Raw genomic sequence first — 25521 nt, forward strand, 5'->3', positions numbered from 1 at the left:
AAGGACTTGGTATGTTTCGCATCCCGGCACTGATCTTTGGTCTCTTGTCCGCCAGTGCCGCTGCTGCGGATGTCTCGGTGCAGTTCCTTGAAGGCGCTCCCAAGGATCGTTTTCGCATCATGAACCTGTCGCAATGCGACACCGGGCCGATTGATGTAACGATCGATCTGAGCGGGTCAGCCGCCGGGTTGATCTTTGATACCACCGCACAAGGCGGCGGTGTTCAGGTCTTTCAGCCTTTCGAGCTGGTTGAAGGTGGCGAGCAGGTTGCAGGTTTCAGCGCTGTTTCGGACGGACAGGTCGAGCTTGTCCTGTCCTTGAGCGATTTGCCGGGGCTGGGTGCCGTGGCTTTCACGATTGACGTGGATGATACGCTTGCGGCCAGCAGCAATGGTCAAAGCAGGGTGTCAGACAGCGAGATCGCCGGAGCCACGATTCGCATCAGCAGAGCCGCCGGCACGCTTGAGGCGAAGTTCGACGGCTCGGCGCAGGCAGCGGTTGCGCTGCAGAATTGCACAAGCTGAAGAGAGCGCGAACCGGATGTCCGCATGTCGCTGAGATCGAGAGCAGGTATCAGAGAATTTTCTGTCCGGTCTTTGCCCAGTCACTCAGGAATTGCTCGAGGCCCTTGTCGGTCAGCGGATGGCTGGCAAGTTTCTTGATCACCTCGGGCGGTGCGGTCATGACATCAGCGCCAATCCGCGCACTTTCAAGAACGTGGTTCACCGAGCGGATCGACGCGGCAAGGATCTGCGTCTGGAACCCGTAATTGTCATACACCGTGCGAATATCGGCGATCAGGTCCATGCCGTCGATATTGATGTCGTCCAACCGCCCGATAAAGGGCGAGATGAACGTGGCACCGGCCTTGGCCGCGATCAGCGCCTGATTGGCTGAAAAGCACAGGGTGACATTGACCATCTTGCCTTCGCCCGTCAGCACCTTGCAAGCTTTCAGCCCATCCCAGGTCAGCGGCAGCTTCACGGCGATGTTGGGTGCGATATCGGCCAGCTTGCGGCCCTCGGCGATCATGGCGTCGGCCTCGGTTGCCACCACTTCGGCGCTCACTGGACCGTCTACAAGGTCACAGATCTCTTTGGTGACTTCCAGAATGTCACGACCTGATTTCAGGATCAGCGAGGGGTTGGTGGTCACACCATCGACCATGCCCAGATCGTTCAGTTCTGCGATTGCGTCGATTTCAGCGGTGTCTACGAAGAATTTCATCTGTGCGGCTCCTTTGATGGGTTGGCCTTCTGTTGGCTTGGCTTTACCCCATGAAGGCAGGGGCGGAAAGCCCCGGATTGGTCAACGGGGTGCTCAGGTGCAAGGCGAGGCGTTTTTCGACGAAGGGCAGCTGGTCGGGGTTCTGACAACCCAACCGCTGGGTCGCCCTCTCGATTACCGCGCGCCCGAAGGAGGCTGCCATCTGGGGGCTTTTGTCGAAGTGCCTCTTGGTCCGCGCAAGGTCTTGGGCGTGGTCTGGGGGGCAGGGCAGGGCGACTATGATCGTTCCAAGATTCGCGCCATCATTCGCGTATTGGACGCAGCGCCGATGCGCTCTGAACTGCGTGCATTTCTCGAGCGTGCCGCGGAATACACACTGACCCCGATGCCCGCCATGCTGCGGCTGGCCACACGGGCACCCGGTCTGGGCGATCCGCCCTCCATGCGCAAGATCTATCGGTTGGGGGACCGCGCCCCGGATCGGATGACGGAAGCGCGCACCCGCGTGCTTGAGACATTGCGCGACTATGGCGGGCTGGCCTTTACGCTGGGGGAAGTGGCCGAGATGGCGGGGGTTACCTCATCGGTCGTGAAGGGCTTGGTAAAACTTGGCGCAGTGCGCGAAGAAGACAGCCCACGCGACGTGCCGTTCCCGCGTTTGGATCCAGACCGCCCGAGCAAGGATTTGACCCAAGATCAGGCCGAGGCGGCCAGGGTGCTTCGAAACGGGCTGCGCAGCGGAACCTATGGCACGACTTTGCTGAAGGGGGTGACGGGGTCTGGCAAGACCGAGGTGTATCTTGAGGCTGTGGCCGAAACATTGCGCATGGGGCGACAGGCGCTTGTCTTGCTGCCCGAAATCGCGCTGACTGCCGAGTTTCTGTCGAGGGTTCAGGAGCGGTTCGGCGCGCGGCCCGCGGAATGGCATTCGGGCGCGACAATGACCGAACGTCGCCGTATCTGGCGCATGGTCGGTCAGGGAGAGGCGCAGCTGGTGGTCGGTGCGCGCTCATCCTTGTTTTTGCCGTTCCAGAACCTTGGACTGATCATCGTCGATGAAGAACACGATACCTCTTACAAGCAGGAAGACGGTGTTCTCTATAATGCGCGTGACATGGCGGTGCTGCGTGCCGCGCTTGGTGGGGCGCGGGTTGTTCTGGCAAGTGCGACGCCCAGTCTGGAAAGCTGGGCCAATGCGCAAGCGGGCAAATACGACAAGCTGGACCTGACAGCGCGGTTTGGCGAGGCGGTCCTGCCCGAGATGCGCGCGATCGATATGCGTGCCCAAAAGCTCGACAGCGGCCATTGGATATCTCCGGCCTTGCGCAGTGCTGTCCAAGCGCGGCTTGAACGGGGCGAGCAGGCATTGCTGTTCATCAATCGGCGCGGTTATGCCCCTGTCACCCTGTGTCGGGCCTGCGGGCATCAGATGGGCTGTGACGCCTGCGATGCGCGCATGGTTGAACACCGTTTCCTCAAGAGGCTGATGTGCCATCAATGCGGTGAGACGATCCCGGTTCCGACGACATGCCCGTCTTGCGGTGCCGAAGACAGGCTCGCCCCGGTCGGCCCCGGAGTCGAGCGATTGACGGAAGAGGCCGTGGCGCTGTTTCCCGATGCGCGGGTCGCAACCTTGAGTTCGGATATGTTCGGCAGCGCGCGCGCTTTGAAGGCCGAGATCGAAGGCATCGCTGCCGGTGCCGCTGATATCATCATTGGCACGCAGCTTGTGGCCAAGGGACATAACTTTCCGCTGTTGACGCTTGTTGGCGTGATTGACGCGGATCTGGGTTTGCAGGGATCCGACCTGCGTGCGGCTGAACGCACCTTTCAGTTGATGCGACAGGTGGCAGGCCGGGCCGGGCGGGCCGAGAAACCAGGAGAGGCCCTGTTGCAGACCTATCAGCCGGAACATCCGGTCATCCGTGCGATTCTGGGTGGGGATGAAGAGGCGTTCTGGCGTGCCGAGGCTGGCGAGCGGCAGGCTGCGGGTGTGCCCCCCTACGGGCGGATGGCCGGCATCATCCTGTCAGGCAGCGATGTGGGCGCGGTTTTCGATCTGGGCAATGCATTGGCGCGCGCCGATGGTGCCTTGCGTCAGATCGGAGCACAGGTTTTCGGGCCGGCACCGGCTCCGATTGCGCGCATTCGCGGACGCCATCGGGTCAGGTTGCTGGTGAAGGCTCCAAAAGGAGCCCCGCTGCAAGACGCCATCGCGCGCTGGATCGCGCCGTTTCGTCTCAAGGGCGACCTGCGGCTGAGCGTGGATATCGACCCGCAAAGTTTCTACTGACATTTGGACGCTTCCGGCTCAGGCCCGGTCTTTTGCTGGTCCCCTCTGCGGAACAGTCATGCACAGGTTAATTTTCTCTCGCCACGCGCTGGGCAGAGGCGTATTGGATAAGCATGTTCAGCCCGCTTCCCATTGCCCAGGCGCAGTCTCTTCCGTTTTGGCGCAGACCTCTCACGCTGCTGTTTCTCATGGCAGCGGCGATGCCGATCGCCTTTGCGACCTGGTCGGCCCTTCTGAACAATTTTGTCATTGAGGTCGCCGGATTTGACGGGAGCGATATCGGCTGGCTGCATACGGTGCGTGAAATACCCGGTTTTCTTGCCGTCGGCGTCATCGCGATCATCATTTTCGTGCGTGAGCAGGTTTTGGCGATGGTGTCGCTGATCCTTCTGGGTGTGGCGACGGCGATCACCGCGTGGTTTCCGTATATGGCCGGTATCCTGACGATCACCATGCTCAGTTCTATCGGCTTTCACTATTACGAGACGGTCAATCAATCGCTGCAACTGCAATGGTTGGACAAGGAACGCGCCCCGCAAACGCTTGGCTGGCTTCTGGCGGCCGGTTCGGGGACCACCTTGGCTGCTTATGGTGTGATTGTGTTGCTTTGGGAGCCTTTGAACCTCACATACAACATCGTCTACATGATTTCAGGCGGGATCACAGCGGTGATCGCTCTGATCGCGCTTTTCGCCTATCCGCAATTCGAGGCCCCTCATCCGCAAGTCAAGAAGATGATCCTGCGCCGGCGCTATTGGCTGTATTATGCGCTGCAGTTCATGTCGGGTGCGCGCCGCCAGATCTTCGTGGTTTTTGCCGGCTTCATGATGGTCGAAAAATTCGGGTTTGCCGTTCATGAGATCGCCGCGCTTTACATGATCACGCTGGTGGCAAACATTCTGTTCGGGCCGCTCATCGGCAAAGCCGTGTACATCTTTGGCGAACGCCGTGCGCTTGCCTTTGAGTATGTCGGCCTGACACTGGTGTTTCTGGCTTATGGTGGACTTTATTACTTTGGCTGGGGCGTGATGATTGCCTCGGCGCTGTATCTGATCGACAATCTGTTTTTCGCACTGGCATTGGCGCTCAAGACCTATTTCCAGAAGATCGCCGATCCGGCAGATATTGCTCCGACGGCTGCTGTCGCCTTTACGATCAACCACATCGCGGCGGTGTTCCTGCCCGCTGGTCTTGGCTATCTCTGGCTTGTGTCGCCGACTGGCGTATTCTGGCTGGCGGCGATGTTGGCGATGCTGTCGCTTCTGCTGGCGCTGATGATACCGCGCCACCCCGAACCCGGAAACGAAACCATCTTCAAGCGGTTCGCCCCCGCACCGGCGGAGTAAACCTTTGAGCGTCGAGGGCCGGTTCGTGACAGGCTCGACCATGGGTCATGTCGTGCGCATGACGATGACCGGGGCGGCCGGCATCACCTTTGTCTTTCTCGTGGATGCGATGAACCTGTTTTGGGTGGCCCTGCTGGGGGATGCCCGCATGGTTGCGGCCATCGGTTTTGCCTTTGCGATCCAGTTCTTTTCCGTCTCGTCCGGCATCGGGCTGATGATCGCGGCCACGGTTCTGGTGTCGCGCGCCATTGGCGCGGGCCGACGTGAAGAGGCACGTGAGATCGCAGGCAGTGCGATGGCCATTGCCTGTGTGATCCAGTCGCTCATGGCCGTGATCGTGATCACGTTCCGCTATGACATTCTTGAGTTTGCAGGCGCGCGTGATGAAACGCTCGAGCTGTCGGCACGCTATCTGCTGTTTACGCTTCCCTCGCTGGTGTTGATGGTCATCGGTATGGTCGGTAGCGGGGCTATTCGCGCAGATGGCGACGGGAAACGTGCCATGTATGTCACGCTGACCTCGGGCACCGTCTCGCTCTTTATGGATCCTTTCCTGATCTACTATCTTGCGCTGGGTCTGGATGGAGCTGCCATCGGGTTGAACATCTCGCGGCTCATTCTGATGGGCATGGCGCTTTACTTTGCGACCCGGGTGCATGATCTGGTCGCCCGGCCCACCTGGACGCGCACAGTGTTCTTTCTGGGCCCCTTCATGGCCGTGGCGTTTCCGGCGATCCTGACGCAAATGGCCACGCCGTTCGGCAATTACGTTCTGACGACCGTGCTGGCGCAGTTTGGCGATGACGCGGTGGCAGGATGGGCGGTTGTCAGCCGTTTGACGGTAGTGGCTTTTGGCGGGATTTTTTCTCTGTCCGGGGCCATAGGCGGGATCTTTGGGCAGAACTATGGGGCCGGCAAACATGAACGGCTGGTCAGCACCTATCGCGATGCCATGATCTTTTGCATCGGCTACACGCTGGTTGTCTGGGGGCTTCTGGTGATCTTTGGGGATGCGGTGGGAGAGGCTTTCGGCCTCACGCAGGGCGGGAAGGACGTTCTGCATGCCTTCACCCATATCGGGGCCGGGGCATTCCTGTTTACTGGAGCCTACTTTGTCTCGAACGCGGCCTTCAATGCGCTGGGGCGGCCGACACGGGCGACACTGCTGACCTGGATCCGCGATGGATTGTTGACCTGGCCCGTAGCCGTCTGGCTGGCCGGGATCGCGGGGGCCGTCGGAGTGATCTATGCACAGGCGGTTCTGGGGGTGGCGATTGGTCTTGTCTCGGCCCTCTGGGGCTGGCACTTCGTGCGCCATATCGGTGATGTGCCGGTTCAGGTCGATCTCAAGACGCGCCGGGGCTGGCGCGATATCAACACACACCGGAGGCGCTGATGCCAACATTTACCGCACTGACGACGTTAGCAGGCAAGAAACAGGGCGAAGCACTGGGTGAAGCGCTTGAGCGTATGGTTCCGGAACCGACTGGGATTGGCGTCTTCGAGATGGAGGACGGGTCCGGCCTTTGGGAGGTTGGCGGTTACTTCACCCACGCGCCGGATGAGACCGCTCTGGCTGTTCTGGCCGCGGCGTTCGGGGCGCAACCCTTTGTCGTCTCTGAACTCCCCGAGACCGATTGGGTCGCCCATGTCAGGCGTGAACTGTCACCTGTGCGGGCCGGGCGCTTCTTTGTCTATGGCAGTCACGATGCGGACAAGGTGCCCGGGGATAGCGTGCCGCTCTTGATAGAGGCGGCCATGGCATTTGGCACCGGGCATCACGGAACGACCTTGGGTTGTCTGCGTGCGTTGGACCGTCTGATGAGCGAGGGGTTCAAGGCCTGGACGGTGGCCGATATCGGCTGTGGCACCGCTGTGCTGGCCATGGCGGCGGCACGCGTTTGGGGGGACGCCAAGGTCCTGGCAAGCGACATTGACCCGGTTGCAGTCGATGTGGCCGAGGCAAACCTGCGCTCCAACGGGATGGAAGGCCGCGTGCTGTGCATAGAGGCAGCGGGCTTTGATCATCCCGAATTGCAAACGCATGCGCCCTACGATCTGATTTTCGCAAATATCCTGAAAGGTCCTCTTGTCGCCCTCTCTCCGGACCTTGCGCGCCACAATTCGCATGAAGGATTCGTGATTCTTTCGGGGATTCTGAACGAACAGGCCGATCAGGTGATCGAGGTTTATCAAGCCAACGGATACAGCCTTGTATCAAACGATAGTATTGTCGATTGGACGACGCTAATCCTTCAAAACAAGGCCTAATTGAGCCTTTGTTTTAGGGAAAATGGGGCAGTTGCCCAGATTTTGCCACATTTCAGACTTATCAAATTCACATCCGCTGGTGGGGGCCAGTATGGAGTATCCGTCATGGGATTGGGTGACGAGAAAAACCAATTCAAAAAGCGTTTGCGTGTTTTGGAACGCAAGAATCGGGCAATGGAGCGCGGGTTTACGACCCATTTGCGCTCCGATGGTCTGCTGATCGTAAAACCCAAGCGGCGCAGTTTTTTGCTGTCAGGCAAATCCATTTTGTTGTTTGCTTGCGCGTTTATCGCATTCAAGGGGCTTGCCCTGGCTCAGGTGGGGCAGGTCACCTATGACGATCGTATCGCCGAGTTATCGCGAGGCACAATTGTCGAACAGGCGGGTGCTTTCGTGATGCAGGCCGATCCTGCGTCTCAGTTTGTTGCACAGCATTTGAGGACCGTTTTGCAGTAATATTGCAAGACGATCTGTATTTTAAGAGTTTTTGAGAACGTAAAACATTGGTAAAGAGTAATGCGCCGCGCTGACCTCAAGGTCGCGCGGCGCAGTTTTTTTCAGCGTCCATTGTGCAGTTCGCTTAGCGCAGTGTGGATGTCACAGCGACGCCGTCGATGTCGCCACGGACCAAGCCGATGTCTTCCAGTTCACGGTCCGACAGTTTGGAGAGCGCATTGCGTGTCGCGCGTGCGTCGTTCCATGCCACGACGGTGGCGATGAGTGAGTTCACAGCACCGCCGATGCGACCAAACAGGCCGGGCGCGCCATAGGTGGTACGGGTTGTGTCGAAAGCAGCCATTTCCAGTCTCCTTAGTTTAGCGTTGCTATCTCGCGTTTCGATCAACGGCAGATAGGGGCCAAATTTCAGGGCGGCAAGCCGCGAAAAATGCATGTGCGTCATGCGTTTTCTGCATGGCTCATTTCCGGCATAAGTTAATGTAATTTAACCAAGAATTCGGATCAGGATATGTCGTTTCCGACGTTGCGGAGGTCGAATTTGAGCCTTTGGTCGCGCCATGAACGTCAGGTGTCGGTTTTGTCTTTTGTTTTTGAATGCCTTTGCAGGTGTTCGCGTTTCGTGCTACTGGCGTAAAAAAGCAACAATCAGGCTGAGCAGGGTCGAACATGCGCGTCTTGGGAATTGATCCCGGCCTCAGGAACTTGGGATGGGGCATCATCGAATCGCGCGGATCGCGTTTGAGCCATGTCGCCAACGGCGTGTGCCGCACGGTTCCGGGGGATCTGGCCTCGCGATTGCTGGCTCTCCATCAGCAGTTGACCGAGGTTCTGACCACGCATAAGCCCGAGGCCGTCGCGGTCGAACAGACCTTTGTGAACAAGGACGGGGCGGGAACCCTCAAGCTGGGGCAGGCGCGGGGTATTGCGATGTTGGTGCCGGCACAATTCGGTCTGACTGTCGGTGAATATGCGCCCAACAAGATCAAGAAAACCGTCGTTGGCGTGGGCCATGCCGACAAGGTGCAGGTCGATCACATGGTGCGGATGCAATTGCCGGGCTGTAATCCTGAAACTCCGGACGCGGCCGATGCGCTGGCTATTGCCATTTGCCACGCGTTCCATTTGCAAAGCGCGCAGGCGATGACGCGGGCCGTCGGGGTGGGAACATGATTGGCCGGCTCACAGGACGGTTGGAGTACCGCACCACGGACCACGTGCTGATCGACGTGCGCGGCGTAGGCTATATCGTCTATGTTTCGGAGCGGACCATGGCGGGCCTTCCCGGACCGGGCGAAGCGGTGTCGCTGTATATCGACATGGTCGTGCGCGAAGATCTGATGCAGCTTTTCGGATTTCCAAGCCTGATGGAAAAGGAATGGCACCGGTTGCTGGTCAGTGTGCAGGGTGTAGGTGCAAAGGCCTCTCTGGCAATTCTGGGCGCTTTGGGGCCAGATGGCATCGGGCGCGCGATTGCTTTGGGTGACTGGAATGCGGTGCGCGCGGCCAAGGGCATCGGACCAAAGATCGCACAGCGCGTGGTGTTGGACCTCAAGGACAAAGCGCCGTCCGTGATGGCCATGGGTGCCACGATCGCACAATCATCGGGCGGACTGGATGATGTCTTGGAGCCCAGTGAAGCAAACCCCGCCCCACACCGCTCGGCACCAGTTCCGGGGCTCGCGGCGGCGCAGGCCGATGCGCTGTCTGCGCTGTCCAACCTGGGCTATGGTCCATCCGAAGCAGCTTCGGCCGTGGCCGAAGCGGGCGGAGCGAACCCCGAAGCTGATGCGCCTGTGCTAATCCGTGCCGCGCTTAAGCTGCTGGCACCGAAAGCGTAGCGGGATGACAGAGGCTGATCCCACACTGCGCCCCGAGCCGTTGCCGGAAGACAATGATCGCGCCTTGCGCCCTCAGATGCTGGGCGACTTCATTGGTCAGGCCGAGGCGCGTGCCAATCTGCGTGTCTTCATCCAATCCGCCCGTCAGCGTGGCGAGGCGATGGATCACACCCTGTTTCACGGCCCGCCCGGCCTTGGGAAAACGACACTTGCACAGATCATGGCGCGCGAACTGGGCGTCAATTTTCGCATGACATCAGGCCCCGTTCTGGCGAAGGCGGGCGATCTGGCGGCAATTCTGACCAACCTCGAAGCGCATGATGTGCTTTTCATTGACGAGATTCATCGGCTCAATCCTGCCGTCGAAGAGGTGCTTTATCCTGCACTGGAAGACTTTGAGCTCGATCTGGTGATCGGCGAAGGCCCGGCGGCACGGACAGTGCGCATCGAGCTTCAGCCGTTCACTCTGGTTGGAGCGACCACAAGGATGGGGCTTTTGACCACGCCTTTGCGCGACCGGTTCGGCATCCCTGTGCGATTGCAGTTTTACGAGATTGATGAGCTGCACGAAATCGTGACGCGCAACGCGCGCAAACTTGGCGCGCCTGCCGATGATGCCGGTGCGCTTGAGATTGCCCGACGCGCGCGGGGCACTCCCCGGATCGCCGGACGGTTGTTGCGCCGGGTTGTGGATTTCGCGGTGGTCGAAGGCGACGGGACGATTTCGCAGGCGCTTGCAGATCGTGCGCTGACCCGGCTTGGTGTGGATCATTTGGGCCTCGATAGTGCGGATCGGCGGTACTTGCGTCTGGTGGCGGAAAACTATGCGGGTGGACCTGTTGGTGTTGAAACCCTGTCAGCGGCTCTCAGCGAAGCGCGCGACGCCGTGGAAGAGGTCATCGAGCCATATTTGTTGCAACAGGGTCTGATCCAAAGGACACCGCGTGGCCGGATGCTGGCGCAAAAGGCGTGGGATCATCTGGGGCTGCCCGCGCCCAAAGGGCAGAACGACCTGTTCGGCTAGGCGTTGCAACGGAAACGAGCTGTAAAGACAAGACGATGCAGGTTGACGAGATAGAAAAGCTTTTCACGCGCGACGACGGGCAGTTTCTGTTCGCGCGCTGGGGCAGACCGATTGCACCTGTGATCTTCGGTGTCCAAGAGCAGACCCTTGAGGTTGTGAAAGGCGCGCTTGAGGCCTTGTGTGTTCTGTCTGGTCACCACATGGCCGAGACGGATCCGGAACTGGGCGCGAACTTCATGATGTTCTTTTTCCGCGAGTGGTCCGAACTGCCCCAGGTTCCCAACCTCGACCGGCTTGTCCCTGATCTTGAACCCTTGGTTGCGCGCCTCGAGCAGGCGGACGCAAATCAGTATCGGGTGTTTCGCTTTGACGAGACCGGCGCGATCAAGGCGGCTTTCGTGTTTTTGCGCATGGACAGGCATCTCGAGGCGGTTCCGGCCGAAACTCTGGCATTGTCGCAAGTGGTGCAAACCATGTTGCTGTGGTCGGACATGGCGTTCCGGTCGCATTCTCCGCTGGCGGTTGCCGGTGACACAACCGTACTGCGCCCCGAAATCGCCGACCTGATCCGCGCGGCATATGATCCGGTGCTTCCGCATGCGGCGCGGGATGCGTCTTACGCCCTGAGACTGGCGGCGCGGATCGCGGCGGCCCCGCGCCAGTAGGAGCGAGCCTGCCTTTGAGCTGGGGTGCATCGCCTTGATCTGGCCGGGTCCCGCCCATATGGTCCGGCTTCAACCAAGGATCATCTCATGAGCCAGACGCACATCTTTCCCGTGACCGTCTATTACGAAGACACCGACATGGCCGCGATTGTGTATTACGCGAATTATCTGCGGTTCATCGAACGCGCGCGCTCGGAAATCGTCGAAGAGATGGGAGTTGACCAGAACGCCATGCGTGCGGACGGGATCGTCTTTGCCGTAACGCGGGTCGAGGCCGATTACATCGGATCGGCCCGTCTGGGAGACCGGCTGACCATCCTCACCCAACATTATGCTCAAAGTCCCGTACGCTGGATGTTCGATCAGACGGTCAAACGGGGCGAAGAGGTGATCTTTCGCGCCCTTGTAACAGCGGTTTGCATGACGACCGAGGGCCGTCCGACACGCCTGCCGGCAGAGATTCGCGCATTGATGCGATCAAAGCCTGGTGAATGATCCGGATTTCTTGGCTTTCCCCTTAAATCTCGGCTAAGGTGTGATCAAATAAGGCCCCAAGAATGGCCGTTATAAATGAGCAGGTAGATGGAAGCAGAGATTCTGGCGCAGGCGCAGGAGATTGATTTCTCTATGTGGGGCCTTTTTGCACGCGCCACACTAACAGTTAAACTCACGATGTTGGTTCTGATCCTGGCCTCGTTCTGGGCCTGGGCCATCATTATTCAAAAGCTCATTCTGTATCGGGCTGCGCGCAGTGAAGCAGGCGTGTTCGATCGCCAGTTCTGGTCGGGCGAACCGCTTGATGCGCTGTATGAGCAAATAGGCCCGCAGCCGGATGGACGCGCGGAACGGATTTTCGCCGCAGGCATGACGGAATGGCGGCGCTCTCACCGGGATGACGGTGGGCTGATTGCCGGTGCGCAGGCGCGCATTGACCGCAGCATGGATGTTGCGATCGCCAAAGAGACCGAAGAGTTGCAAAAGGGGCTGACGGTCTTGGCGACCGTGGGCTCGACGACACCGTTCATCGGTTTGTTCGGCACCGTCTGGGGCATCATGAATGCCTTTATCGAGATTGCCGAACAGCAAAACACCAGCCTTGCCGTTGTCGCCCCCGGTATTGCCGAGGCGTTGCTGGCAACGGGTCTGGGCCTTCTGGCGGCGATCCCGGCTGTGATATTTTACAACAAGTTGTCTTCGGACAGTGACGGCATCGTCGCTGGCTATGAGGCATTCGCGGATGAATTCGCAACCATCCTCTCGCGCCAGTTGGATTCCTGAGCGATGGGTGCCGGAGTAGCACAACGTGACAGTGGCGGAGGTGGCCGGCGAAGACGCCGCTCACGGGCCAGGCCAATGGCTGAAATCAACGTCACGCCCTTTGTGGACGTGATGATGGTGCTTTTGATCATTTTCATGGTCGCCGCGCCCTTGCTGACCGTGGGCGTGCCGGTTGAACTTCCCAAGACCGCGGCCACGGCGTTGAGCGCAGATCAGGAAGAACCTCTCACAATCACGATCACCGCGTCAGGCGACGTTCAGATACAAACGACGGATGTTGCGCGCGAACAGCTTGTGTCGCGGCTGCGTGCGATTGCGGCTGAACGCGAGTCCGATCGCGTGTTCCTGCGGGCCGACGGAGCGGTGAGTTATGAAACCGTGATGCAGATCATGGGTGCGCTGAATGCCGGTGGTTTTGCCAGCATCAGCCTTGTGACAGATGTTGGCGGTCCGACGCTGACCGAGACAGACGGGTGATGCCAGCGTGCAGACCGGCACCTATATCTCGGGCGCAGGCCATCTGGCTCTGATTGGATGGGCTTTTTTTGGTGGCGTATTCAATCCGGAACCCTTGCCCTTTGAGGTGCAGGAAGTGGCTGTGATCTCCTCGGCCGAGTTTGACGCGATCCTGGCGGCGCAACAACCACCCGGTGTTGGTGGCGAACCTGCCGCGATCACGCCGCCTGATACACCTGTTCAGGAGCCGGAACTCGTGCCCACGCCGGATCCGGAAACCGAGCGTACTCCGCCCGAAGCCGCAGAAGCAACTCCGCCTGACGAAACGCCGGTCGAGGCCCCCGTGGTTGTTCCGCCCGCCGAGGTGACGGATACAAGTCCTGAATTGACACCACCGGGTTCAGATGTGGCGGTTGCCGTGCCGATTGATGAGAGGCCACAACCCCGCCCGGTCGAGCGTGTGGCACCCGAAGCCGTCGCGGCACCCGATCCTGAAGCGGCCCCCGATGAGATCGAGCGCGAGGCGGTGACACCGGAGGAGGGCGAGACAGAGTCTCCGCAAGAGCCTCAGGAAGCGACAGCGCCAGAAGAGGCAGCGACCGAAATCGTCACGGAGGCCGAAGTGCCGGCCGGCGCGCCGACGCGCTCGATCCGCCCGGCAACACGTCCGACCCGCGTTGCGGCAGAGGTGCCGCCCCCTGCGCCTCAGGCGACGGCTGATGCGGTTGATGATGCTGTTGCGGCGGCGCTTGCGGATGCCGCGCAATCGCAGGTGCAGCGCGCGCCCAGCGGTCCGCCGCTTTCGGCGGGCGAAAAGGATTCCTTGCGGGTGGCTGTGTCAAGCTGCTGGAACGTCGGCTCGCTCTCGACGGCCGCATTGCAGACCACCGTCGTTGTCCGCGTTGCCGTCGAGGAAGACGGGCGTCCCGTTTCGGGGTCCATCGACATGCTGTCCTTTTCGGGCGGGACTGAAGCTGCCGCCCGGCAAGCCTTTGAGGCTGCGCGGCGTGCAATCATTCGTTGCGGCGCGCGCGGTTTTCAACTGCCAGCCGAAAAATACGATCAATGGCGGGAAATTGAGATGACATTCAATCCCGAAAACATGAGGATCAGATAATGGCTCAAATCATGCGCATTCTTCTGGTTTTGCTGATCTTGCCGCTCATCTCTGTGGTGAGCGCGCAAGCGCAAACAGGACCCCTTCGGATCGAGATCACCGAAGGTGTGATCGAGCCATTGCCTTTTGCGGCTCCCGATTTTGTTGCCGACAATGCGCAAGCGGCGCAATACGGACGTGACATCGCGCGCGTGATCGCTGCCGATCTGACGGGAACGGGGCTGTTCCGCGAGATTTCGTCAAATGCCTTCATCAGCCAGATCAGCGATTTCAGCGCGCCAGTGCAATACGCAGACTGGAAGGCGATCAACGCGCAGGCACTGATCACCGGTGGCGTGTCATTGCAAGGTGGGCAACTGGTTGTGCGCTTTCGGGTTTATGACGTCTTTTCCAACGCCGAGCTTGGCAGCGGGTTGCAATTTGCCGGCCCGCCCGAAGGGTGGCGGCGCATGGCGCATAAGGTGGCGGATGCCGTCTATAGCCGGATCACGGGCGAAGGTGGTTACTTTGACAGCCGCGTGGTGTTCGTTTCGGAAAGCGGGCCGAAAAATGACCGGCGCAAGCGTCTGGCAATCATGGATTACGACGGTGCCAATGTGCAGTATCTGACCGATGCGAGCTCCATCGTGCTTGCTCCTCGCTTTTCACCCACTGGCGACCGTGTGCTTTACACGTCTTATGAAACCGGTGCCCCGCGCATCTATGTGCTGGATGTCGGCTCGGTGCAGCGCCGCGTGCTGGAACAGCAGGAGGGCACCATGAGTTTCGCCCCGCGCTTTGCGCCGGATGGAAACACGGTTGTGTATTCACTGACCCAGGGCGGTAACTCGGATATTTTCAAGCTGGATCTGCGCAGTGGTCAATCTCAGCGCCTCACCAGCGCGCCGTCGATCGAAACGGCCCCCAGCTTTTCACCCGATGGCAACAGGATCGTGTTTGAAAGCGACAGGTCCGGTACCCAGCAGCTTTATGTCATGCCGGCAAATGGTGGCGAGGCGCAGCGCATCAGCTTTGGGCAGGGCCGATATGGCACGCCGGTCTGGTCTCCGCGCGGAGATCTCATCGCCTTTACCAAGCAAAACAAGGGCCGGTTCCACATCGGCGTGATGCGTGTCGATGGCAGCGAAGAGCGTTTGTTGACCGCGTCATTCCTGGACGAAGGCCCGACATGGGCCCCGAATGGCCGGGTCATCATGTTCGCGCGTGAAACTCGGGGCGAACAGGGATCAGTTTCACTTTATTCGGTGGATATTACCGGACGCAATCTGAGGCCGGTACGGACGCCAGAGGGCGCTTCGGATCCTGCCTGGTCGCCTTTGCAGAATTAAGCGCATTGGCGAGGGGAACGTTCACAAATTATGGCAATCATGCTAAAAACAGGGCGATAAAGCCCAAAGTAAAGAGGCAAAGGGTATGATAAACCTTACCAAAGCAGCAATGATCAGCGCCGTTCTGGTGCTGGGGGCTTGCAGCAATGCAACCGACTGGAATGACACAAATGCCGTGGATCTGAACGGAGCCGGTTCCGCAGTTGCCGGTTCGCCCCAAGATCCTACATCTCCGGCGCATTTCCAGCAGGTTGTCGGCGACCGGATCTTTTTCGCAGTGGATCAGTCCACGCTGAGTTCTGAGGCACAATTGATCCTGCAAGCTCAGGCAAACTGGTTGCTGGCCAACACCGATTACTCCGCCACGATCGAGGGTCATGCCGATGAGCAGGGCACACGGGAGTACAACATCGCACTGGGCGCGCGTCGCGCAACGGCCGTTCGCGAGTATCTGGTACAGCGGGGCATTCCCGGGTCGAGGCTGAGCACCGTGAGCTATGGCAAGGAACGCCCGGTCGAGATTTGCTCGGATGAAGCCTGTTATTCCAAGAACCGTCGGAGCGTAACGGTTCTGACCAGCGGACTCACGGGGTAGGGCGATGAAAACCTGGGCCGTTGTTGCGATTTGCGCCTTGGTCGCGCTTTCGCCGATCCGCGCAGCAGCGCAGGATCAGCAGACGCTTGCCGATATCCGCCAGGAACTCAACGTGCTGTTTGTCGAGATTCAGCGCCTCAAGCGCGAACTCTCGACCACAGGCGGACCTGACGTGGCGGTTACCGGGGGCACTGTTCTTGATCGCATGAACTCGATCGAGGCGGAACTTCAGAGACTGACCGCGCGGACAGAAGAACTGAGTTTCCGGGTGGACCGTGTGGTTCAGGATGGAACCAATCGGATCGGAGATCTCGAGTTTCGTCTTGTCGAGCTTGAAGGCGGTGACGTCAGCGCCTTGGGCGAGACGACGACCCTTGGCGGCGATACGGGTGTGTCTTCATCTCAGACCTCTTCGTCACAGACGTCTGTCGTGACTGCACCGACGGAACTCGCCGTAGGCGAAGAGGCCGATTTCAGGGCGGCCCAAGCGGCAATGGAGGCGGGCAACTTTGACGAGGCTGTGGTTTTGCTTGAAGGCTTCAATCAGGCCTATCCGGGCAGTCCGCTTGCCGCCGAAGCCTCGTTGCGGCGGGGGCAGTCGCTCAAGGCTTTGGGGGATACCCGCGAAGCGGCCCGCGCGTTCCTTGAAAGCTATACCGCGTCACCTGACGGCCCGGTTGCGCCCGATGCCGTGCTTGAATTGGGCACCGCTTTGAGAAACCTTGGCAAGATCCGCGAAGCCTGTGTTACCCTTGGCGAGGTCGCAGCGCGCTATCCAACGTCTGGCGCTGTCGGCAAGGCTCAGGACGAAATGGTGGCTCTGGGGTGTAGTTGAGACCCGTAGATGACAATATCCTTGAAGTAATTCGAAAGGAATTTCGCGCGAACCCGCCCGCCAGGCTTGGCGTCGCGGTGTCGGGAGGCAGCGATTCGGTCGCTCTTTTACACGCGCTTTCACAAGTGTTCTCTGCTCAGCGCAACATGCTGCATGCGGTGACTGTCGATCACGGTCTGCGCGACGGTTCTCTGGCCGAGGCGCGTCAGGTGGCGCAGATGGCGCAGGAATTGAACATCCCGCATACCATTTTGTCATGGGAGGGGTGGGACCGGCAGGGTAATCTGCAAGCCCACGCCCGTCAGGCCCGGTATGACCTGATGACGCGTTGGGCCAAAGAGAATGAGATCGCGGTTCTTGCTCTTGGACACACTGCCGATGATCAGGCCGAGACGGTATTGATGCGCCTTGCGCGCGCCTCGGGTGTTGACGGGCTGGCGGGCATCCCGCGTCGCCGCATGGTTCAGGGCATCACTCTGGTGCGGCCTCTGCTGGATGTTTCGCGGGCGGATCTGCGCGCCTACCTGAGCAAGCATGGCCAAGGCTGGATCGAGGATCCAAGCAATGATGATCCTCGCTTTGAGCGCGTCAGGATGCGCGCGGCCTCGGGGATGCTGGCCGAACTGGGACTGACGGTCGACGCATTGGCGGAAGTTGCGCGCAACATGGCCCGCAGCCGCGAAGCGCTTGATTGGTATACCTTTGTCGCTGCCCGTGAAGCGGTTCAGTTGGATTTCGGGGACGTCCTGATTGATCTGCGCCGTTTTCGCACCTTGCCCGAAGAGATTGCCCGCAGGCTTCTGGTGCAGGCCCTGTCATGGATCGGCGGCGGCCCTTATCAACCGCGCCGAGAGGCGGTCATGGAGGCGCTGGCCTCGATCCGGGCCTGCAAGACCACCACGTTACATGGCTGCATCGTTCTGTCTCATTCCGGTCTGATCTGGATCTGTCGTGAGTTCAACGCGGTGCGCAGGCTTGAAGCCGACGCGGATAACATCTGGGACAGGCGTTGGCGCATCGCCGATCACGACGCCTCTCAGACCGATCTGCGACTTCGGGCGCTGGGCCGCGCAGGTATTGTTCAATGTGGCGACTGGAAGCAAACCGGCAGACCTTACGCCGCGCTCATGTGCTCTCCGTCGGTCTGGCGTGGCGATCAGGTTGTGGCCGCGCCACAGGCTGGATTGGACAGTTCTGTGCGCATCGAATTGATCGCTGGCGCAGAAGAGTTCTTTGCATGCATTTTATCGCATTGAACCTCGCCACATCCTCTCTATCTTATACCTGAACGGGCCAGAGATCAGTCCTGCCCGAATTCTTAGGAGAGATTTCCTTGGGAAATGCACGCAATATAGCCTTCTGGGTCGTCCTGTTTCTGTTGATCCTGGCGCTTTTCAACCTGTTCAGCGGCCCGAACACCACGATGCAAAGCCGCGAAATCAGCTATTCTGAATTTGTGTCCTCGGTTGAGGCCGGCAATGTCGGGCAAGTGACATTGGATGGTGAGCAGGTTCGCTTCCGTGGCTCGGATGGTCAGGACTATGTCACGATCAAGCCGGAAGACGCTGAAATCACGACCCTTCTGATCAACAACAATGTTCCCGTTCGCGCGGAACAACAGCAACAATCCGGTTTTCAGTCTTTCCTGATTTCTTTGTTGCCGTTCCTGCTGCTGATTGGCGTGTGGGTCTATTTCATGAACCGCATGCAAGGACGTGGCGGCGGTGGCGCGATGGGATTTGGCAAGTCCAAGGCCAAGATGCTGACCGAAAAGCATGGTCGCGTGACATTTGACGATGTGGCGGGCATTGATGAAGCCAAGGAAGAGCTGGAAGAGATCGTGGAATTCCTGCGCAATCCGCAGAAATTCTCGCGTCTTGGCGGCAAGATCCCCAAAGGTGCGCTTCTTGTTGGCCCTCCGGGTACAGGTAAGACCCTGCTTGCGCGCGCCATTGCCGGTGAAGCGGGTGTGCCGTTCTTCACAATCTCGGGTTCCGATTTTGTCGAGATGTTCGTTGGTGTGGGTGCATCCCGGGTGCGCGACATGTTCGAACAGGCCAAGAAGAACGCGCCCTGTATCGTGTTCATCGACGAGATCGACGCGGTCGGTCGCCATCGCGGTGCCGGTTATGGCGGCGGTAACGACGAACGCGAACAAACGCTCAACCAGTTGCTGGTCGAAATGGACGGGTTCGAAGCGAATGAAGGTGTGATCATCATCGCGGCAACCAACCGTAAAGATGTTCTGGACCCGGCCTTGCTGCGTCCGGGCCGCTTTGACCGCCAGGTGACGGTGGGCAATCCCGATATCAAGGGTCGCGAAAAGATCCTTGGTGTGCACGCACGCAAGACGCCTCTGGGTCCCGATGTGGATTTGCGCATCATTGCGCGCGGAACGCCCGGCTTTTCTGGTGCCGATCTGGCGAACCTTGTGAACGAGGCAGCGCTGATGGCTGCGCGCGTGGGTCGTCGTTTTGTGACGATGGAAGATTTCGAGAACGCCAAGGACAAGGTCATGATGGGGGCCGAACGGCGCTCGATGGTTCTGACGGCGGATCAAAAGGAAAAGACGGCCTATCATGAAGCAGGCCATGCGGTTGTGGGCCTTGCCCTGCCGGAGTGTGATCCGGTCTACAAGGCAACGATCATCCCGCGCGGTGGTGCGTTGGGTATGGTTGTGTCCTTGCCCGAAATCGACCGGTTGAACTGGCAAAAGCAGGAGTGTCAGCAAAAGCTGGCCATGACCATGGCCGGCAAGGCTGCTGAGATCCTCAAATACGGCGAGGACAATGTCTCGAACGGGCCGGCTGGTGATATTCAACAAGCCTCGGCTCTGGCGCGCGCCATGGTGCTGCGCTGGGGGATGTCGGACAAAGTCGGCAACATCGACTATGCCGAAGCGCATGAAGGGTATCAGGGGAACACAGCGGGCTTTTCGGTCTCGGCTCATACGAAGGAGTTGATCGAGGACGAAGTCAGGACCTTTATTCAGGACGCCTATGAGCGCGCAAAGGCCATCCTGATCGAACGCCATGATGAATGGGAACGTCTGGCACAGGGACTGCTGGAGTATGAGACGCTCACGGGCGAAGAAATCAAGCGGGTGATCCGGGGCGACCCGCCCCATGCAAGCGATGATGATGCGCCTGGCTCGGACGAAGGCAGCGCGCCCAGCGTGACGGCTATTCCCAAGACGAAGAAGGCCAAGAAAACCCCGCCGGATGGTGGGATGGAGCCGGAACCGTCGATCTGATAGCAAAGCTTTGCAACATCAGAACCGGGCACCTTTGCGGGTGCCCGGTTTTTCTTTGCGCAGTTGCCCCGTTGACAATTTCGCGCGGCTCGGGCGCTTTGACGGGGTCAGAGAATGGAGGGCGCAATGCCGACGATGATTGAGGGCGGATACCGGGGACAGGTCGTTTGGCTGGGCTATGTGCCCGAAGACGCCGGCTTGCAATCGACTGCCTTGGATCGCGTCGACATGGGGTTTCACGGCGTCACAGGCGAAAAGCACTCAGGCGAGACACGCCCGTCCTGCTCGCGCATGACGATGCTTTATCCAAAAGGGACGAAAGTGCGCAATGTGCGACAGCTGACCATTCTCAGTCAGGAAGAGCTGGACGGGATCGCACGTGACATCCAGCTGGACAAGCTGGACCCGGGCTTGCTGGGGGCGTCCATTGTGCTGTCGGGTATTCCCGATTTCACCCATGTGCCGCCCTCGTCTCGGCTGGTGGCACCGTCTGGACTTACGCTGACCATAGATATGGAAAACCTGCCTTGTGTCTTTCCCGGTCGGGAAATCGAAGAAAACGCACCCGGTCATGGCAAGCCCTTCAAGACGGCTGCAAAGCACCGGCGCGGTGTCACGGCCTGGGTCGAGCGGCCCGGTGCGTTAGCAGTGGGAGAGCAGATGATCCTGTTCGTACCGTCCCAACGCGGCTGGGAGCCGTGACACCGGCACAACGAGTCATTGCTTATCAGCGAAGCCTCGTGCTTGATGTGGCGCAGTATGATCTTTTTGCCTGGTGAGAATTGTTGCCTCCTGTTGTCTTTGAAGCGGCCGGTTTTGTCGGGGTCGCGTTGTATCTTGGTTCCTACGCGGCATTGCAGGCCGGGTTTCTTCGGGGCGGCAGTTACACCTACGCGGTGATGAATTTCCTTGCGGCGAGTTTCGTGCTGCTGTCGCTTATGGCAGATTGGAACCTGTGGTCGGCGATCATTCAGATCAGCTGGATCGTGATTTCCATCGTCGGCTTGACGCGGCTATGGATCCTGAAACGCGCCTTGCGCTTCAATGCGGAAGAAGACCTGTTTGTCTCCAGCAAGTTTCCCGCGATTGACCGGGTAGATGCGCGGCGGTTTCTGAACGCGGGCAAGTGGTGTGACGGGCAGCCCGGTGACTACATGACCTTGCAGGGACAGCCGGTGAGGAATCTTTATTTCATCGCGTCTGGCTCGGCGCGCGTTGAGGTGGACGATCAGGAGATTGCGCGCGTGGGTGCCGATCATTTCATTGGCGAGATGGCGTGCCTGCAAAAAGGGCCGGCATCGGCGACCGTGCGCGTGGCAGAGCGGAGCCGGTATTTCACGATCACGTCGGATGCGTTGGAGAAGGTGATCCGGTGCTGGCCCGATATCACGCAGCATGTGCATTATGCGTTTTTCGGCAATACCCAAGCCAAGCTGATCGAGACCAATCGCGCCTATTCCGAAGCCTTGCGTGTCAGAGGCGCGGCGGCCCCGGGTGAGTAGCGGCTGTTTCCGATCCGACACGAGGTAAGTGGCCTGCGCCGTTTCACGTCGCGATTATGTCGGAAACACTCCCATCAGCCCCCGCACCAAACGGTATGCCGTAGTCTATCAAGGGAGGCGTATTCGCGTCTTCCACAGGGACAGATCAGTCAGGACCGGGCAAATGGCGTATAAATCCGACATCGAAATCGCACGCGAAGCACAAAAGAAGCCAATTCAGGAGATCGGCGAGACGCTGGGCATTCCCGTGACTGACCTGCTGCCCTATGGCCATGACAAGGCCAAGGTGTCGCAAAGCTTTATCAATTCTGTGCAGGATCGCCCGACTGGCAAGCTGATCCTTGTCACGGCAATCAACCCGACGCCCGCAGGCGAAGGCAAGACGACCACCACGGTGGGTCTGGGCGATGGCCTGAACCGTATCGGCAAAAAGGCCATGATCTGTATCCGCGAAGCATCGCTGGGTCCCAACTTTGGAATGAAGGGCGGTGCCGCTGGTGGTGGCTATGCACAGATCGTTCCGATGGAAGACATGAACCTTCATTTCACCGGTGACTTTCATGCTATCACCTCGGCGCATTCGCTGCTGTCGGCCATGATCGACAACCATATCTATTGGGGCAATGAGCTTGATATTGATACGCGCCGTGTGGTGTGGCGCCGTGTTGTCGACATGAATGACCGCGCGCTGCGTCAGATAACGTCCAGCCTTGGTGGCGTGTCCAACGGCTTCCCGCGTGAGACGGGGTTTGACATTACAGTCGCTTCCGAAGTCATGGCGATCTTGTGTCTGGCAAAGGACCTTGCCGATCTGCAAACCCGACTGGGTGACATGATCGTGGCCTATCGCCGTGACCGCTCGCCGGTCTTTGCGCGTGACATCAAGGCAGATGGGGCGATGACGGTTCTGCTGAAAGACGCGATGCAACCCAATCTGGTGCAAACGCTGGAAAACAACCCTGCCTTTGTGCACGGCGGTCCCTTCGCCAACATCGCCCATGGCTGCAATTCGGTCATTGCAACGAATACGGCTTTGAAACTGGCCGACTATGTTGTGACCGAAGCCGGCTTTGGAGCCGACCTTGGCGCTGAGAAATTCATGAACATCAAGTGTCGCAAGGCTGGGCTCGCACCGTCTGTTGTTGTCTGCGTGGCGACTGTGCGCGCAATGAAGATGAATGGCGGGGTGGCCAAGGCCGACCTTGGTGCCGAGAACGTCGAGGCGGTCAAGAAGGGCTGTCCGAACCTGGGTCGTCACATTGAAAACCTCAAGTCATTCGGCGTCCCCGTTGTTGTCGCCATCAACCATTTTGTCACCGATACGGATGCCGAAGTGCAGGCGATCAAGGACTATGTGGCCGAACATAGTGCCCAAGCCGTGGTGAGCCGTCACTGGGAACTGGGGTCCGAAGGATCTGCGGAACTGGCGACCAAGGTTGCCGAACTGGCGGATGCCGATGTGGCGAATTTCTCACCGATCTATCCCGACGACATGCCTCTGGCCGAGAAGATCCAGACCATCGCCAAGCGCATCTATCGCGCCGACGAGGCGCTGATGGACCAGAAGATCCGCGATCAGCTAAAGCTCTGGGAAGAGCAGGGCTATGGGCACCTTCCGGTCTGCATGGCCAAGACTCAGTACTCCTTCTCGACCGATCCGAACCTTCGTGGCGCGCCTACGGGGCATTCGGTGCCCGTGCGTGAAGTTCGCCTGAGCGCTGGCGCAGGCTTCGTGGTTGTTGTTTGCGGTGAGATCATGACCATGCCGGGTCTGCCCCGCGTGCCGGCTGCCGAAATCATCCATCTGAATGCGGATGGTGAAATCGAAGGCCTGTTCTAAGCCATCAGGAGACCGCTTGGTCTGGCAGGTTTCGCAGCCGCGCAGATCTGCCAGCCCGGCAACAAAAGGACCGACAATGACAGCACAGCTGATTGATGGAAAAGCCTTTGCGGCCACTGTCCGCGCAAGCGTGGCAGAGCACGTTGCGCGACTGAAATCCGACCATGGGATCACACCGGGCCTTGCCGTGGTGCTGGTTGGTGAGGATCCCGCCAGCCAGGTCTATGTTCGCTCCAAGGGCAAGCAGACCCTTGAGGTTGGTATGAAATCTGTCGAGCACAAGTTGGACGCGGAGACATCAGAAGCCGATCTTCTGCGGTTGATTGACCAGTTGAACAACGATGACAGCATTCACGGTATTCTGGTGCAATTGCCTCTGCCAAAGCATCTGAACGAAGATCTGGTGATAAACGCGATCCATCCCTCCAAGGATGTCGACGGTTTCCATATTTCGAATGTCGGCCTGCTGGGAACCGGACAGAAATCCATGGTCCCGTGCACGCCTTTGGGCTGTCTGATGATGCTGCGCGACTATCATGGGAGCTTGTCGGGCATGGACGCGGTGGTGATCGGGCGTTCAAATATCGTGGGCAAACCCATGGCGCAGCTATTGTTGAACGACAGCTGCACTGTGACGATTGCGCATTCGCGCACCAGGGATCTTGCCGATGTGGTGCGCCGCGCTGATATTGTCGTGGCCGCAGTAGGCCGCCCTCAGATGGTGCCCGGGGATTGGATCAAGCCGGGTGCTACGGTCATTGATGTGGGTATCAACCGGATCGATAAACCGGAAGGCGGCACCCGTCTGGTGGGAGATGTTGATTTTGAAAGCTGCGCCGCGGTCGCAGGGGCCATTACTCCGGTTCCAGGAGGTGTTGGGCCGATGACAATTGCCTGTCTATTGGCCAATACGGTTACCGCCTGTTGTCGCGCCAATGGTCTGGAGGAACCTCAGGGACTGACCGCGTAACAGCTTTTATCAGATGGGAACCATGGTGCCCATCAGCGTGGCGATCATGGTTTCCTGACCCTCTTTGATGGCATAGACATCGGCTGCGACAACAAACAGCCGTCGACCGGGTTTGATGACCCGTCCGCGCGCAATCAGCCTGTCACCCTGGCCAGGTGCCAGCAGGTTGATCTTGATTTCGGCCGTCAGAACTTCGGCATCGACCGGCATCATGCTGAGAGCGGCATAACCTGCCGCGCTGTCGCCCAAGGCAAATGTAAGCCCGGCATGGGCAAAACCATGTTGCTGCTGTGATCCATCGAGGATTGGGGCACTGATGGAAACATGTCCCGCATCAACCTGCAAAAGTTCAGCGCCGAATGTCCGCATCAGATTTTGTCGCGCAAAGCTGTCATGTACCTTTGCGTGAATTGTTGTATCTATCAAAAGTCAATCTCCTGTTACGGGCAAGTTGTTCAAATCTTGGTAAAATTTTCTTTTTTTGAGGACAGAGTGATTGTTGATTGTACTACTCTTCTCTATACGTGAATCTGAGACATTGTTTTTTGTTGGCTCACTGAATTAGACATGATCGACTGTATGAAAGTCGCCTTTATAGCGGCGCTTAAACCGTTCAACTTCGCTTTGTGGGCGTTGCTTATTGTCGTTCTGGGCGTGGCGGGGCCGTTTGGAACATTCGAACTGATTCCCTTTGACGAGCGGTTGCGCTATTGGGGGCTGATCGTCGTGATATCTGCGCTGATGGGGTATCAGGCGTCATTTTTCTCGGAAACTCTGACTACTGGGAAACACCCGATACTCACGGATCTGTTAACGACCCTACTACTTGCACTCTTCCTGACGCCCGTAAACCTTTGGATCACGCATTGGCTTGTTGTCCCTGACCTCCCTGATGAAGGCCCCAGATTTGTCGATATGGCGATATACGTCAGCGCCGTCTCCTTTGCGCTGATGACATCCCGGCGCCTTATCCCCGGTCTGGAAGAGCAGAATTATCTGCCGGACACTCAAGATGATACCATCCCCCGGTTGATGCGACGTTTGCCGGATAGAGTGCAGACGCAAATTCTGCGCATTTCATCCGAGGGTCATTTTGTAGAGATATGCCCATAAGTTGGTGACGGCCTTCATCAGGCGGCGTTTTGAAGTTGCTTGATCCCGTCCTTGAACTCAACCCCCTGAATGACCTCGGGCAGACGGTTTGGCCCGGAGATCTTCCGCCAC

27 protein-coding genes are annotated in these 25521 nt (G+C 58.9%); 24 read left to right on the top strand and 3 right to left on the bottom strand.

What is annotated here, in order from left to right:
- The first annotated feature begins 11 nt into the window (after positions 1–11).
- Positions 12–524 (top strand): aggregation factor core, encoded by a 513-nt coding sequence (locus WAO69_RS09690; protein WP_422178475.1) that lies wholly within the window; start codon positions 12–14, stop codon positions 522–524.
- A gap of 49 nt (positions 525–573) precedes the next feature.
- Here WAO69_RS09690 and fsa read toward each other — a convergent pair whose 3' ends face one another.
- The gene (gene fsa, locus WAO69_RS09695; RefSeq protein WP_422178477.1) at positions 574–1227 is read right to left on the bottom strand and encodes a fructose-6-phosphate aldolase; all 654 of its coding nucleotides are present in this window, start codon (positions 1225–1227) and stop codon (positions 574–576) included.
- A gap of 97 nt (positions 1228–1324) precedes the next feature.
- Here fsa and WAO69_RS09700 point away from each other — a divergent pair, with 97 nt between their 5' ends.
- From WAO69_RS09700 to WAO69_RS09720, 5 genes are all read left to right on the top strand, one after another.
- Positions 1325–3520: a primosomal protein N' gene (locus WAO69_RS09700; protein WP_422178523.1), complete on the top strand. Its 2196-nt coding sequence runs from the start codon at positions 1325–1327 to the stop codon at positions 3518–3520.
- Positions 3521–3633: 113 nt separating this feature from the next.
- Positions 3634–4866: an MFS transporter gene (locus tag WAO69_RS09705; RefSeq protein ID WP_422178479.1), complete on the top strand. Its 1233-nt coding sequence runs from the start codon at positions 3634–3636 to the stop codon at positions 4864–4866.
- A 4-nt stretch (positions 4867–4870) separates the two neighbouring features.
- Positions 4871–6262, top strand: coding sequence for an MATE family efflux transporter (locus tag WAO69_RS09710; protein ID WP_422178481.1), 1392 nt, complete (start codon positions 4871–4873; stop codon positions 6260–6262).
- Positions 6262–7137, top strand: coding sequence for a 50S ribosomal protein L11 methyltransferase (locus WAO69_RS09715; RefSeq protein WP_422178483.1), 876 nt, complete (start codon positions 6262–6264; stop codon positions 7135–7137). Before WAO69_RS09710 ends, WAO69_RS09715 begins: the two co-directional genes overlap by 1 nt.
- 105 nt (positions 7138–7242) lie before the next feature.
- The gene (locus tag WAO69_RS09720) at positions 7243–7593 is read left to right on the top strand and encodes a hypothetical protein (protein ID WP_422178485.1); all 351 of its coding nucleotides are present in this window, start codon (positions 7243–7245) and stop codon (positions 7591–7593) included.
- Positions 7594–7717: 124 nt separating this feature from the next.
- Here WAO69_RS09720 and WAO69_RS09725 read toward each other — a convergent pair whose 3' ends face one another.
- On the bottom strand, positions 7718–7936 hold the full coding sequence (locus WAO69_RS09725; RefSeq protein WP_422178487.1) for a DUF1127 domain-containing protein: 219 nt from the start codon (positions 7934–7936) through the stop codon (positions 7718–7720).
- Between the two features lie 326 nt (positions 7937–8262).
- Between WAO69_RS09725 and ruvC the strand changes: the two genes are divergently transcribed.
- From ruvC to folD, 17 genes are all read left to right on the top strand, one after another.
- Entirely contained in the window at positions 8263–8766 is a 504-nt protein-coding gene (gene ruvC / locus WAO69_RS09730) for a crossover junction endodeoxyribonuclease RuvC (RefSeq protein ID WP_422178489.1), read from the top strand.
- The gene (gene ruvA / locus WAO69_RS09735; protein ID WP_422178491.1) at positions 8763–9434 is read left to right on the top strand and encodes a Holliday junction branch migration protein RuvA; all 672 of its coding nucleotides are present in this window, start codon (positions 8763–8765) and stop codon (positions 9432–9434) included. The genes ruvC and ruvA overlap by 4 nt, the downstream gene beginning before the upstream one ends.
- 4 nt (positions 9435–9438) lie before the next feature.
- Positions 9439–10458, top strand: coding sequence for a Holliday junction branch migration DNA helicase RuvB (gene ruvB, locus WAO69_RS09740; protein ID WP_422178493.1), 1020 nt, complete (start codon positions 9439–9441; stop codon positions 10456–10458).
- A gap of 35 nt (positions 10459–10493) precedes the next feature.
- Positions 10494–11123 carry a hypothetical protein gene (locus tag WAO69_RS09745; RefSeq protein ID WP_422178495.1) on the top strand — a complete coding sequence of 210 codons (630 nt, stop codon included), beginning with the start codon at positions 10494–10496 and terminating at the stop codon, positions 11121–11123.
- A gap of 87 nt (positions 11124–11210) precedes the next feature.
- Complete coding sequence (locus tag WAO69_RS09750; RefSeq protein ID WP_422178497.1) at positions 11211–11618, top strand: YbgC/FadM family acyl-CoA thioesterase; 408 nt, start codon at positions 11211–11213, stop codon at positions 11616–11618.
- A gap of 87 nt (positions 11619–11705) precedes the next feature.
- Positions 11706–12401: a protein TolQ gene (gene tolQ / locus WAO69_RS09755; RefSeq protein WP_422178499.1), complete on the top strand. Its 696-nt coding sequence runs from the start codon at positions 11706–11708 to the stop codon at positions 12399–12401.
- Positions 12402–12404: 3 nt separating this feature from the next.
- Complete coding sequence (tolR, locus tag WAO69_RS09760) at positions 12405–12878, top strand: protein TolR (protein WP_422178501.1); 474 nt, start codon at positions 12405–12407, stop codon at positions 12876–12878.
- Positions 12879–12885: 7 nt separating this feature from the next.
- The gene (locus WAO69_RS09765; protein ID WP_422178503.1) at positions 12886–13974 is read left to right on the top strand and encodes an energy transducer TonB; all 1089 of its coding nucleotides are present in this window, start codon (positions 12886–12888) and stop codon (positions 13972–13974) included.
- An 11-nt stretch (positions 13975–13985) separates the two neighbouring features.
- Positions 13986–15302, top strand: coding sequence for a Tol-Pal system beta propeller repeat protein TolB (gene tolB / locus WAO69_RS09770; RefSeq protein WP_422178525.1), 1317 nt, complete (start codon positions 13986–13988; stop codon positions 15300–15302).
- Positions 15303–15387: 85 nt separating this feature from the next.
- On the top strand, positions 15388–15897 hold the full coding sequence (pal, locus tag WAO69_RS09775; RefSeq protein WP_422178505.1) for a peptidoglycan-associated lipoprotein Pal: 510 nt from the start codon (positions 15388–15390) through the stop codon (positions 15895–15897).
- A 4-nt stretch (positions 15898–15901) separates the two neighbouring features.
- On the top strand, positions 15902–16732 hold the full coding sequence (gene ybgF, locus WAO69_RS09780; protein WP_422178507.1) for a tol-pal system protein YbgF: 831 nt from the start codon (positions 15902–15904) through the stop codon (positions 16730–16732).
- Between the two features lie 77 nt (positions 16733–16809).
- A complete protein-coding gene (gene tilS, locus WAO69_RS09785; RefSeq protein WP_422178509.1) occupies positions 16810–17988 on the top strand; it encodes a tRNA lysidine(34) synthetase TilS in 1179 nt (392 codons plus the stop codon).
- Positions 17989–18065: 77 nt separating this feature from the next.
- Positions 18066–19985, top strand: a complete 1920-nt coding sequence (ftsH, locus tag WAO69_RS09790) for an ATP-dependent zinc metalloprotease FtsH (protein WP_422178511.1) — start codon at positions 18066–18068, stop codon at positions 19983–19985.
- Between the two features lie 126 nt (positions 19986–20111).
- Entirely contained in the window at positions 20112–20687 is a 576-nt protein-coding gene (locus WAO69_RS09795; protein WP_422178513.1) for an MOSC domain-containing protein, read from the top strand.
- Between the two features lie 83 nt (positions 20688–20770).
- A complete protein-coding gene (locus tag WAO69_RS09800) occupies positions 20771–21487 on the top strand; it encodes a Crp/Fnr family transcriptional regulator (RefSeq protein WP_422178515.1) in 717 nt (238 codons plus the stop codon).
- Between the two features lie 163 nt (positions 21488–21650).
- Positions 21651–23327, top strand: a complete 1677-nt coding sequence (locus tag WAO69_RS09805; RefSeq protein ID WP_422178517.1) for a formate--tetrahydrofolate ligase — start codon at positions 21651–21653, stop codon at positions 23325–23327.
- A 76-nt stretch (positions 23328–23403) separates the two neighbouring features.
- The gene (gene folD, locus WAO69_RS09810; protein WP_422178519.1) at positions 23404–24297 is read left to right on the top strand and encodes a bifunctional methylenetetrahydrofolate dehydrogenase/methenyltetrahydrofolate cyclohydrolase FolD; all 894 of its coding nucleotides are present in this window, start codon (positions 23404–23406) and stop codon (positions 24295–24297) included.
- Positions 24298–24306: 9 nt separating this feature from the next.
- Here folD and WAO69_RS09815 read toward each other — a convergent pair whose 3' ends face one another.
- Entirely contained in the window at positions 24307–24666 is a 360-nt protein-coding gene (locus WAO69_RS09815; RefSeq protein ID WP_422178527.1) for a PaaI family thioesterase, read from the bottom strand.
- Positions 24667–24864: 198 nt separating this feature from the next.
- Between WAO69_RS09815 and WAO69_RS09820 the strand changes: the two genes are divergently transcribed.
- Positions 24865–25410, top strand: a complete 546-nt coding sequence (locus tag WAO69_RS09820; protein WP_422178521.1) for a hypothetical protein — start codon at positions 24865–24867, stop codon at positions 25408–25410.
- Positions 25411–25521 lie beyond the last annotated feature (111 nt).

Source organism: Aestuariivita sp. (assembly GCF_049276915.1).
Taxonomy (GTDB): Bacteria; Pseudomonadota; Alphaproteobacteria; order Rhodobacterales; family Rhodobacteraceae; genus Aestuariivita.